This is a genomic window from Kitasatospora sp. NPDC041917 (assembly GCF_055589745.1).
Map to the genome: position 1 here is coordinate 125,285 of NZ_JBVJBI010000023.1, position 11,114 is coordinate 136,398.

General features: G+C 71.9%; 10 protein-coding genes. 5 read left to right on the forward strand and 5 right to left on the reverse strand.

Translation table 11 applies throughout. The annotated features are described in order from the left end of the window. Positions 1–510 precede the first annotated feature (510 nt). A complete protein-coding gene (locus ACZ6EM_RS26100) occupies positions 511–1,764 on the forward strand; it encodes an MFS transporter (RefSeq protein WP_465773356.1) in 1,254 nt (417 codons plus the stop codon). Between the two features lie 71 nt (positions 1,765–1,835). On the opposite strand, the gene ACZ6EM_RS26105 is transcribed toward ACZ6EM_RS26100, so the two are convergent. The 3 genes from ACZ6EM_RS26105 to ACZ6EM_RS26115 all read right to left on the reverse strand — a co-directional run bounded on the left by ACZ6EM_RS26105 (position 1,836) and on the right by ACZ6EM_RS26115 (position 5,653). Then, positions 1,836–2,753: a transketolase family protein gene (locus tag ACZ6EM_RS26105; protein ID WP_465773357.1), complete on the reverse strand. Its 918-nt coding sequence runs from the start codon at positions 2,751–2,753 to the stop codon at positions 1,836–1,838. A gap of 126 nt (positions 2,754–2,879) precedes the next feature. Continuing rightward, on the reverse strand, positions 2,880–3,551 hold the full coding sequence (locus tag ACZ6EM_RS26110) for a thiamine pyrophosphate-dependent enzyme (protein WP_465773358.1): 672 nt from the start codon (positions 3,549–3,551) through the stop codon (positions 2,880–2,882). Positions 3,552–3,685: 134 nt separating this feature from the next. Next, complete coding sequence (locus tag ACZ6EM_RS26115; RefSeq protein ID WP_465773359.1) at positions 3,686–5,653, reverse strand: M13 family metallopeptidase; 1,968 nt, start codon at positions 5,651–5,653, stop codon at positions 3,686–3,688. Between the two features lie 201 nt (positions 5,654–5,854). Here ACZ6EM_RS26115 and ACZ6EM_RS26120 point away from each other — a divergent pair, with 201 nt between their 5' ends. Continuing rightward, entirely contained in the window at positions 5,855–6,778 is a 924-nt protein-coding gene (locus ACZ6EM_RS26120; RefSeq protein WP_401048648.1) for a JmjC domain-containing protein, read from the forward strand. An 83-nt stretch (positions 6,779–6,861) separates the two neighbouring features. Here the strand turns inward: ACZ6EM_RS26120 and ACZ6EM_RS26125 are convergent, their stop codons facing one another. Beyond that, a complete protein-coding gene (locus ACZ6EM_RS26125; protein WP_401054728.1) occupies positions 6,862–7,692 on the reverse strand; it encodes a TIGR03621 family F420-dependent LLM class oxidoreductase in 831 nt (276 codons plus the stop codon). Between the two features lie 292 nt (positions 7,693–7,984). On the opposite strand from ACZ6EM_RS26125, the gene ACZ6EM_RS26130 reads away from it, so the two are divergent. Together ACZ6EM_RS26130 and ACZ6EM_RS26135 are read left to right on the forward strand one after the other, a co-directional pair. Continuing rightward, positions 7,985–8,512: a GNAT family N-acetyltransferase gene (locus tag ACZ6EM_RS26130; protein WP_401054730.1), complete on the forward strand. Its 528-nt coding sequence runs from the start codon at positions 7,985–7,987 to the stop codon at positions 8,510–8,512. Positions 8,513–8,757: 245 nt separating this feature from the next. Next, positions 8,758–9,219 carry a spore-associated protein A gene (locus tag ACZ6EM_RS26135; RefSeq protein WP_401054732.1) on the forward strand — a complete coding sequence of 154 codons (462 nt, stop codon included), beginning with the start codon at positions 8,758–8,760 and terminating at the stop codon, positions 9,217–9,219. 272 nt (positions 9,220–9,491) lie between these two features. Here ACZ6EM_RS26135 and ACZ6EM_RS26140 read toward each other — a convergent pair whose 3' ends face one another. After that, the gene (locus ACZ6EM_RS26140) at positions 9,492–10,343 is read right to left on the reverse strand and encodes a fibronectin type III domain-containing protein (protein ID WP_465773360.1); all 852 of its coding nucleotides are present in this window, start codon (positions 10,341–10,343) and stop codon (positions 9,492–9,494) included. Positions 10,344–10,713: 370 nt separating this feature from the next. On the opposite strand from ACZ6EM_RS26140, the gene ACZ6EM_RS26145 reads away from it, so the two are divergent. Next, entirely contained in the window at positions 10,714–11,034 is a 321-nt protein-coding gene (locus ACZ6EM_RS26145; RefSeq protein WP_465773364.1) for a LysR substrate-binding domain-containing protein, read from the forward strand. The last annotated feature ends 80 nt before the right edge of the window (positions 11,035–11,114 follow it).

An 11,114-nucleotide genomic window follows, 5' to 3' on the forward strand; every position in this document is an offset into this window, starting at 1 on the left:
CGACGGTTGGGTGGCACCGGCCGCCCAACCGTCGGTCACGTCGTGGATGTGCGCGACTGTCAGGCGAAGTCGATGTTCTGCATGAGCATCGGAGCGTCGCCGTCGAACTCGTCGAGCTCGTCGATCGCCGCGGCGCGCAGCTCGTCCTCGGTGGGCGTGATCAGGGTGTCGATGCTCACAATGATCTCCTCGTCTCGTCGCGAGTGACTGATTCCCCGTCTTCCCATATGAATTGACGGTCAGTCACTAAAAACGTAAGGCCGATCCCTGTCGACGGTCAACCCCGCGTGCCCGACGGGAGGATCCGGTTCGTCGGGTCGTGAGACGTCACGTTCGAGGAGGCTCCCGGGGGCCTCCCGTCCGCGGCGCCGGGTGGTCCGGAAACCGCCGGGAGCCCGCCGCACATGCTCTACGCTCGGGGCGCGAAAGGGCCCTCGCCGGTCTGCTGGAGGCTCTTCGCGCGCCCCGACACACCCGCACGACGGCCCGATCCGTGGGGAGACCCCTGTCATGACCACCTCGTCCAAGCCTCCCGCGACAGCCGCCGCGCCGGCCCGATCCCTGCTGCGCGCCCACCGGGGCTTCCAACTGCTGCTCACCGGCGACACCGTCAGCCAGTTCGGCAGCCAGGTCACCATGCTGGCGATACCGCTGGTGGCCCTGAGCACCTTTCACGCCTCGGCCTTCCAGATGGGCCTGCTCACGGCGGCCTCCACCATCCCGGTCGCCGTGGCCGGCCTGCCGGCCGGGGCGTGGGTGGACCGGATGCGGCGCCGACCGGTGCTCGTCGCGGCCGACCTGCTGCGATTCGCCCTGCTGGCCTCGATACCGCTGGCCTACGCGTTCGGCGTCCTCACGCTGGCCCAGTTGTACGCGGTGGCGATGCTGGCCGGCACGGCCACGGTGTTCTTCGACGTCGCCCACCTGTCGTACCTGCCGTTCCTGGTCGGACGCGACCGGCTGACGGAGGGCAACGCGGTGCTGCAGACGGCCAACCGGGGCGCCGAGTTCAGCGGCCCGGCGGTCTGCGGCTGGCTGGTCCAGGCGGCCGGACCGGTCGGCGCCCTCATGGTGGACGCGGTCAGCTTCCTCGTCTCCGCCGCCTCCATCGGCGCGATCCGGCGTTCCGAGCCGCAGCCGGAGCAGACGGCGCACGGCTCGCTGCGCCAGCAGATCGCCGTGGGACTGCGCTACGTCCTCCACCACCCGGTGCTGCGCGTGCTCGTCTCCAGCGGCGTGCTGCTGTGCCTGGCGACCACCGCACTGCTGGCCGTCCAACCGATCATGCTCGTCCGGGACTTGGGGATGAGTCCGGGGCTCTACGGCCTGCTGCTGGTCGGGGACGGCATCGGCGGATTCGTGGGCAGTCTGGCCGCGCGGCCGGTGATCCGCAGGCTCGGGACCGCCCGCACCATCTGGGTGCCGAGCCTGGCCATCGTGCCCTTCGTCCTGCTGCTGCCCTTCACCGGCCACGGCTGGCTCATCCTGCTCTACCCGGTGGGCTCGTTCGTCTTCGCCGTCGGCATCTCCCTGCGCAACGTCGCCCAGCTGAGCTACCGCCAAGGCGTCTGCCCGCCCGAGCTGCTCGGCCGGATGAACGCCTCGATGCGCGTACTGACCTGGGGCGCCATGCCACTGGGCGGCCTGCTCGGCGGCGCGCTTGCCCAGTGGGCCGGCACCCGCGCCGCCCTGTGGGCCGTCTTCGCCCTGATCGTGCTGTCCCTGCCGCCGGTGCTCACGCCCGCGCTGCGCGGCCGGGACTGACCAGGACGACCGCGCGGCGGAGCGCCCCGGCCCGGGCTGCCGTGGCAGCCCGGGCCGGGCCGCAGCGGGTGCTACTTCTCGCCGAGGAACCCGACGACGGCGCGGCGCAGTCCGGCGCTGTCCAGACCGTGGGCGATGGCGTGCTGGCGGGGCGAGCCGTAGTTGCGCAACTCGTCACGGCCGACGCCGAGTCCGAGCACCCGGTGCGACAGGTCGCCCAGCGCGTCCACGACCTCCGGGACCGAGGTGCCGGCGAGGTACGGCTCGACCAGGACGACGGCCGGCTCCCGCTGGTCCGCGACGGCCGCCCGCAGCGCGACGGCGTCGAAGGGCCGGACGGTGGACGCGTACAGCACGGTGACGTCCAGTCCCTCGGTCGCGGCCAGAACCGCGTCGGCCAGCGGGCCGACGGCGATGACGACGGCCGTCGTGCCGTGCCGCAACCTGCGCAAGCCGCGGTGCGGACGGCCGTCGACGATGCCGTGGGCGTGCGCGTTGGACTGGTTCGACAGACGCAGGTAGACCAACCCGTCGCCGTCGGCCGCCTCCCGTAACTGCGCCTCGGCCTCGTCGGCGTGGCCGGGGACGTCGATCGTCCAGTCGGGCAGCGTCGACAGCAGCGCGACGTCACCGGGCGACTGGTGGGTGCGTCCGCTGTTCGCGATGTCGTAGGAGGCCCCGGCGCTGACCAGCACCGCCCCGACTCCCTGGTGGTTGAGGTCCAGCTTGATCTGCTCGAAGGGCCGCTCGACCAGGAACGGCGCGAAGCTGTGCGCGATCGGCCGCATCCCGGCGAGCGCGAGGCCGCCGGCGGCGCTGATCAGGAGTTGTTCACGGATGCCGAAGTTCAGCACCCGGTGCGGGTGGCGCTCGCGGGCGCCGTCGAAGAGGGCTGACGTCAGGTCGGCGGTCAGCACCGCCAACCGCTCGTGGCTGTCCAGCAGCCGCGTGGACACCTCGACGAAGCGCTCACGCATGATTCCGGCCATGGGGGTCCTCCTTGGGTTCACGACGGGGTGGGTCGGCCGTGGCGGGGTCGGCCGGCTCGGGGCGGCGACGGCCGCGGTGCGGTGCGGTGCGGTGCGGTGCGGAACGGGTGTCACCGCGCTCCGGTGTCACCGCACCCCGGTGTCGGCCACCACGAGCCGTGGAGCGCCGGGGTGCGGGGCGCGGAAGGCCGCCTCCAGCTCGTCGTGGTCCCGGCCGTCCGCCCGTACCGTCGACCAGCCCTCGACCTCGAAACGCTTCTCCATGCCGCCCGGCCAGCCGTGGCTCGCGGAATGGTTGTCGACCACGATCACGTGGAGCCGCTCCAGGCCGACGCGGCCCGCGTAGGCGATCGCCTCATGGTTGGAGCCCTCGTCCAGCTCGCCGTCGCCGATGAGGACCCACACGTCGGACGGAATGCCGCGGGCGCGCAGCCCCAGCGCCGTGCCCACGGCCAGCGGCAGCCCGTGGCCGAGCGAGCCGCTGGATATCTCGACGCCGGGCACGAGGGACCGGTCCGGGTGCATGCCGAGCGGGGAGCGGAAGGTGCCGAACCGGCGCAGCTCGGCGGGGTCGATGAAGCCCCTCGCGGCCAGCACCGCGTAGTAGGCCATGGGGCCGTGGCCCTTGGAGAGGAAGAACCGGTCCCGGTCCTCGGCCATCTCGGGGGTGACGCGCAGGACGCGGTCGTACAGGACCCACAGGGCGTCGACGGTGGAGATCGCCGCCTCCCGGTGCTTCTCGTCGCCCACCATCATCGCCATCAGCTCGCGCAGGTCTTCGAAGGTTGCCGTGGTCATCGCAGCGGGGTCTCCAGACGTGTGTGGGGCGGGCGGTGAGGTGGCGTGGTCGAGCGGTCGGGGACACCGTGGCGTCCCGGCGTCCCGGCGTCCCGGCGGGCAGGCGGGCAGGCGGGCGAGGGGCGGGTGCCCGGTTACCAGATGCGTACCCGGTCGGCCGGGTCCCGCCACATCCCGTCGCCCTCGCGGACACCGAAGGCCTCGTGGAACTCCGCGAGGTTGCGCACGGCGGCGTTGCAGCGGAACTCCGCCGGGGAGTGCGAATCGACCACCAGCCTCCGTCGGACCTCGGCATCGCGGGCCTTGAACCGCCAGACGCGCGCCCAGCTGAGGAAGAACCGCTGTGCGCCGGTGAGGCCGTCGACGACCGGTGGTTCGGCACCGTCGAGCGACCGGAGGTAGGCGCGGTAGGCCATGGTCAAGCCGCCGATGTCGCCGATGTTCTCGCCGACCGTCAGCGCGCCGTTGACGTGCTGCCCGGGCGCCTGCTCCGGCTCCAGCGCGTCGAACTGCGCGATCAGCGCGGCGGCCCGCTCGTCGAAGGCGGCGCGGTCGGCCTCGGTCCACCACTCCCGGAGGGCGCCGGTGCCGTCGTACTTCGAGCCCTGGTCGTCGAAGCCGTGGCCTATCTCGTGGCCTATGACGGCTCCGATGGCCCCGTAGTTCACGGCCGCGTCGGCCTCGGGGTCGAAGAACGGGGGCTGGAGGATCGCGGCCGGGAAGACGATCTGGTTCATCCCGGCGCTGTAGTACGCGTTGACCGTCTGCGGGGTCTTGGACCACTCGTCGCGGTCCGCCGGGGCGCCGAGTCCGGCCAGTTCCCGGTCGAACTCGAAGGCCGCGGCGCGCTGCGCGTTGCCGACCGGGTCGTCGCGGCGCACCGTCAGGGCACTGTAGTCGCGCCAGCGGTCGGGGTATCCGATCATCGACGTGAAGGCGTCCAGCTTCTCCAGGGCGCGGTCCTTGGTCTCCGGCCTCATCCAGGGCAGGGCCCTGATGCCGTGCCGGTGCGCGGCCACGAGGTTGCCGATGAGTTCGAGCACCAGCTCCTTGGAGCGCGGCGGGAAGTGCTCGGCGACGTAGAGGCGGCCCAGCGCGTAGCCGAGTCCGGACTCGACCAGGTCCAACCCGCGCTGCCACCGCTCGCGCTGCTCGGGAACGCCGGTCAGGGCGGTCCCGTAGAAGGCGAAGTGCTCCTCGGCGAAGGCGCTGCTCAACAGCGGCGCGGTCGTACGGACCAGCTGCCAGGACAGCCACGCCTGCCGGCACGCGACCGGCGTCCGCGCCCAGAGCGTGGAGAGCTCTTCGAGGAAGCCGGGCTGCCGGACCACGACTTCGGCGAGCGCCGAAGCGGGCGCCCCGATCCCTTCCCGCCAGGCGTCCCAGTCGAAGGCCGGGGCCAGGGCGTCCAGGCCGGAACGGTCGAGGAGGGTGTAGGCGCGCACCGCGTCGCGGGCCTTCACCCGGTCCCAGTGCGCCGAGGCGATCCGTGTCTCCAGCGCGACGACGCGTCCGGCGGTGCCGGCCGGATCGGTCGCACCGGTGAGCTTCAGCATCGTCTCGATGTGCGCGCGGTAGGCGGCGCGGACGGAGACTGAGGACTCCTCCCGGTAGTACGACTCGTCCGGCAGGCCGAGCCCGGCCTGGTGGAGGTGGACGAGACAGCGGTCGGGCCGGTGCGCGTCGGTGTCCACGTACGCGGTGAAGAGGCCGGTCGCCCCGCGGCGCTGCAACTGCCCCAGGACCCGGGCGAGGGCCGGGCCGGAGTCGGCGGCGGCGATCAGATCGAGGGCCGGCCGCAGGGGTGCCGCGCCGAGCTCCTCGACCCGCTGCTCGTCGAGGAAAGCGGCGTACAGGTCGCCGATGCGGCGCTCGTCGCTGCCCTCCGGCGTGTCCCCGGCCGCTGCCCGCTCCACGATCTCCCGCAGGTGCAGCTCGGCGCCGTCGCGCAGGTCGGCGAGCGATCCGGCGACGGCGCGGTCCTCGGGAATGACGGACTCGTCGAGCCAGCGGCCGTTGACGTGACGGAAGAGGTCGTCCTGCGGCCGCACCTCCGGACGTCCCCAGGAGAGGTCGACGTTCCTCGAGACCGCTTCGCGCATCGCAGATCCTCCCGTGTCGTGACTGCCCGTCAGACCGTATCCAGACTGTGCGGTGTCGGAACAGGTGGCGGAACGATGCGACGACGCCTCCCGCGGATGTGCGCGAATCGGTCCGGAACGGGGTGTGTCCCGGCGTCGTGCGGTCGCCTACGATGCCTGACGGATCGCAAGCCGTGTGGTGACGAACGGGCGGGAGGCCCTGTGAGGCTGCGTGAACTGGGCTTCTCTGTCGGCGAGTTCTCCGACGGCTGGCCGGCCCGTGCCATGACGGCGACGGCGCACGAGGCGGTGCGCGCGGTGCTGTCCCCGGACGACGTGGACGAGCTCGTCGCCGACCGCGGGTTGCGGATGCCGGCGTTCCGGATGGCGCGGGACGGAAGATTGGTCAACCCCCGTCACTACACGCTGGCGTCCGGCTCCGAAACGACCTCGACCGTCGGGCAACTCGCCGACCCCGAAGGGATCGCCCGGCAGCTGGGCCGGGGATCGACCCTGGTCCTCCAGGGAATCCAGCGGTTCCACCCGCCAGCGGGCAGACTCGCCCGCTCGCTCGCGCGCGAGCTGGGCGCCCGGGTCTTCGTCAACGCCTACCTGACGCCGGACGCCGCCCAGGGTTTCGCCGAACACACCGACCCCTACAGCGCGTTCCTCGTCCAGCTCGCGGGCGCCAAGCGCTGGCAGGTGCGGCCCTCGGCCGACGCGCCGGTGGAAGAGGTGCTCCTGCGGCCGCTGGACGTGCTGTGGCTGCCGGCGGGCTGGCTCCACGCGGGCGTCGCGCTGCCCGGCTCACCCAGCGTCCATCTGACACTGGCCGTCAACCCGCTTCCGCTCACCGACGTCGTCACCGCGATCACCGAGGGCCTGATGCGGCAGGTGGACGGCGAGACGCTGCCCCCGCTGCCGGCGGATGGCGCACAGCAGGTACTGGAACGCGAAGTCGACCGGCTGGCCGCACGCCTCCGCGCCGCCCTGGTGGGCGTCGACGCCGGGGAACTGGCCCGCACCCTGCTGGCCCGCAACGCCGAGGGCGCCGAGGCGCCGGCCGACCGGGTCAGCACGGCGCTCGGCCTCGTACCGCCCGACGCGCCGACGGGCACCTGGGCCACCGGCGGCGACGGGGTGTAGCGCGGCGGGCCGGGCCGCACGGCACTGAGCACCGGGCTCCCGCCCGTCCCCCTCCGCCCAGGCCCGTCCCCCCTCCGCCCAGGTCAGCCGAACCGTGCGATCACCTCGGCGAACGCGTCGAGCGCCGCCTCCTGCACGACCACGTAGTCGAAGCCGAACCGCTCCCGACGAGCGAGCAGTTGCTCGGCGATCTGCGCCGCACTCCCGATCAGCACGGCGGGCAGCGCGCCGACCTGCTCCGGACTCAGCGTGCCCTGCAGGAAGCGGGAGTAGTCCTCCAGCGCGGCCTGACGGTCACCGGTCACCTCGGTGCGCAGGACGATGATGTTCCGGCGCACCGCCTCCCGACCCGCCGCGCGCAGTTCCGCCTCGACCAGCGCCACCCGTTCGTCCATCCGGCGTTCCGTCAGGTACCGCATGCCCCGGCCCTGCGGGTCGAACCTGGTACCGGCGAAGGACACGATGTCGGCGTGCCGGGCGGCCAGTCGCAGCACCCGGTCGCCATTGCCGCCGATCATCAGGGGCGGCCGGTCGGAACCGGTCACGCGGGTCACCTCGTCCAGGGTCGCGACGAGTCGATCGACGCGTTTGCCCGACGCCTCGAACGGAACTCCGGCCTGGTCGAACTCGGGCTTCTTCCATCCCGCACCGAGCCCGACCTCCAGCCGCCCGCCGGTGAGTCGGGCGGCGGTGACGACATCCCTGGCGAACAAGGCCGGGCTGTAGAACGAGGTGTTGCTCACGAACGTGCCGACCCGGACGCTACTCGTCGCCTCGGCGGCCATGGCACACGCCAGGAAGGGCGAGGGCATGCCGATGTGGTCGGGCACGGTGATCACGTCGTAGCCGAGGCCCTCGGCACGCCGGCACTTCTCCCTCCAGGAGGCCCGGTCCTCGAGCTTCGTCAGATTCACGCCGAACCGTAAGCTCATCGCACAGATCCCGTCCTTTCCCGTCCTTGAGCAGCGGCGTGGTCGCGGCGGAGGAAGAAGGAGATCACGCGGTCGGCCCCCAAGGATCGTCCCCTGCCGGATCGTGGCCGTTCAGCCTAGACCACCGCCGATCGTGTGTCTTCCGGTCCTGACCGGTCCTGAGCGGAGACGAGACGCAGTGGCCGGGTCGGGCCGGGCCAGAGGCCAACGGCCGCGCCACGGCCGTTGCATAGGCTGGCCGCTTCACCCGACGCACCGCGACGAGGACCGACCCATGCCCAGCACCACCAGGATCCGCCTGATCGAGCCCAGCGACGCCGCCCCGATCGCCGCGCACCGGACGCGGGACGCCGAGGCCTTCCGGCGATGGGAACCGGCCCAGCCGGCCGAGTCCCTCACCCCGCGGGGCCAGGCGGAGCGGATCGACAAGCTGCTGGCCGGCCACCGGGCCGGCACGCTCTGGCCGGGCGTGGTGCTCGCCGACGACCAGGTGGTCGGGCAGGTCACCGTCGGAGGCATCCTGCCGCAGGCCCACCTGCGCCGCGCCTCCGTCGGGTACTGGATCGGCAGCGCCGCCCAGAACCAAGGGCACGCCGGACGCGCCGTCGAGCTCGTACTCCGGGAGATGAGGGACGAGCTCGGACTGCGCCGCGCCGAGGCGTCCACACAGCTGGAGAACCTGCCGTCGCAGCGGGTACTGCGCCGCAACGGGTTCAGCCCGTACGGTGTCGCCCACTTCTCGATCCTTCTCGACGGGCACTGGCGGGACGAACTGCTGTGGGAGCGGGCCCTCGTCGACTAGGCCTGTCCGGTCGATCCGCGCCCGCACCGCACCCCGCACCCCGCACCCCGCACTCCGCGCACCGCAGGGCCGGCCCCGGCCGCCGGCCGTGCCGTCGGCCGGGCGAGATGTGCCGAACTGAAATCTGATCCTCCGATTTCCCGGTATTGATTTCATGGTCGCGGCCGAACGTGGCCGAATGTTCCTCTTCTGGAGCCTGGCGCACCGCGCTAGCCTCACCGTAAGAAGTCGGAAAAGAGGGGGAAATGAACATCAAAAGGACTCGATCAATCCGAATCACCCGACCGGGGCGCCGAATGGCCGCGGCCGCCGGTCTGCTGGCGATCTCCGCGGCCACCGTCGTGGCGATCCCCGGCACTGCCAGCGCCGCCACCGTTGCCTACAACGGCGCATGTGGGAGCGGGTACAACGTCAAGAGCTGGTTCGGCATCCAGTCGACGACCGAGGAGGTGACGGTCTACCTGACCTACTCGGCCGCCACCGGCAAGAATTGCGTCGTCGGGATAAAGGACAACCAGACCACGACGCGGTCCATCACGGTGTACATAGAACGTGACGACACCCCCGGTTCCCGGGTCACCGACTCCGGGAACTACACGAAGTATGCCGGCCCCGTCTACATATACGCGAAGGGCGCGTGTGTCACCTGGGGCGGCGTGTTCAACGACCTGGAAGTACTCCGGCGGCACACCAACTGCGGGGCGTGACCCCCATCCGTGAAGCCGCCCGCCGTCCCGGTGCGACGACCAGGACGGCGGGCGGCAGCGGCCGCACCACCCTTGGGGCGCGGTCGGGCCTCAGCGCCGGGGGTCGATCCTCAGGTCGCCCCGGGGCACCTCACGGACGTGGGCACCGGCCGGCAGGTCGTGCGTTCCGCGATGTCGACGTGAACCGGTGAACGGCGACGACGGGCCGGTCGGACCGAGGCAAGCTTCGGTCCGACCGGCCCTGCGGCTCGGTGCCGTGCCGCTCGAAACCGTCAGGCGCAGGTGACCTCTCCGGAGGTGTCGGCGGTGCAGAGCAGGGTCATGGTGCCGTTGTTGGGGTCGCTCGGGTAGGGGCTGGCCGAGAGGCGGGTCATGGTCAGCGGGTAGCCGGTGCCCGGGGTCAGCCGGCCGACGATGAACGAGATCAGCGGAGTGATCGTCTGGTGGCCGGCGGCGATGTCCGTCATGTCGCAGGTGAGGAGCCGCTGCGCGGTGTCGACGGTGCACGTGGACGGCTTGGTGGGGCTGCTGAAGGCCTCGGGGTAGCTGAGCTGGTAGCGGACGTTCGTGGCATCGCTCTCGCCCACGTTCACCATGTGGGGCGTCACGTGGAGGGTGCCGCCGTTCGCGGTTCCCTTCGCGGGGGCCACGAAGGGCAGGAGGTTGGTGGACGGGGCGGGGTGTGACAGGGCGGAGGCGGGGCCTTGCCCGCGGCTGTTCACCGCTGTGACCCGCACCCTGGCATGGTTCGCTTCGATCTGCGCGACGCGGTCGGCGGGGATGGTCAGTGTCGTCGAGGTGCCGGGCACGGTTCCCAGGACGGTTTCGGTGCCGGCAGGGTTGCTGGGATCGTGGTCCACGGTCACCACGTACTCCTCGATGGCGCTGCCGCCGTCGGAGGGAGCGGTCCAGGTGACGGTCGAGCCGTCCGGGCTGATCGCGGGCTTCTTGGGGGCACCCGGCAGGCTCGCCCCGTGGTGGACGGCCGCCCGAACGGTGGCCGGCGGGCAGGTGGGCGTGCCGGCGGTGGTGGCGGTGACCAGGTCGACGTACTGGCCGGGGCGCGGGTGCGGCGGGGTGTAGAGGCCGCTCTGGTCGACGGTGCCCAGCGATCCGGGTGCCATGGACCAGGTGACCGCCTGTACACCGTCAGCGAGGGGCACAGCACGACCGCGTACACCGTCACGCAGGTCGCCGGCTTGATGGTCAGCAGCGGATCGCGCCGCGTCTCGTGCTTGTAGGCGATGCCCAGTTCGCCCTCGATCGACGCCTTGGCGGTCGCTGTCGCGGTGAAGTCGGAGGTGAGGGTGTAGCCGCGGGGATCCACCGCGTAGTAGTTGGGATCGCGTTCGAGTCCGGCGGTGGCCGACCAGTCCATCGGCCGGGATCCACGCCCGGGCGGTTCCCTTCCCTGAACGGCACCACGTCAGCCTCCGGCTCCGCCCACCCAGGTGTCCAATACGAACGCGACGCGACGACATCGACCTCGCCCTCCTGACAACGGAACGCCTCGTCGCGGTCGTCCCCACCGACCACCCTGCCGCCGGGAACGGCCGGGTGAACGCGGCGGCGCTGGCCGCCGACCCCCTGATCCTGTTCCCGCGCTCGGCGGGAGCCCACGCCTTCGAGGTGAACACCCAGCCCATCCGGGACACCGGCAACGATGTCCGGGTCGCCCAGGTGTGCTCCAACTGGCACACCATCATCATTTCGTCGCCGCCGGCCTCGGCGTCACCATCGCCCCCCACAGCGTCACCGCGCTGCTCCCCGCGGGCGCACGGCGCCTCGAACTCGACGGGCGGGTCTGTCCAGTGAACGGTGTAACTCGGTTGGGTTGAGTTAGCGGCGGCCGGCGGAGAGTCGGCCGTCGAAGGTGATCTCGAAGGCGTTCAGCG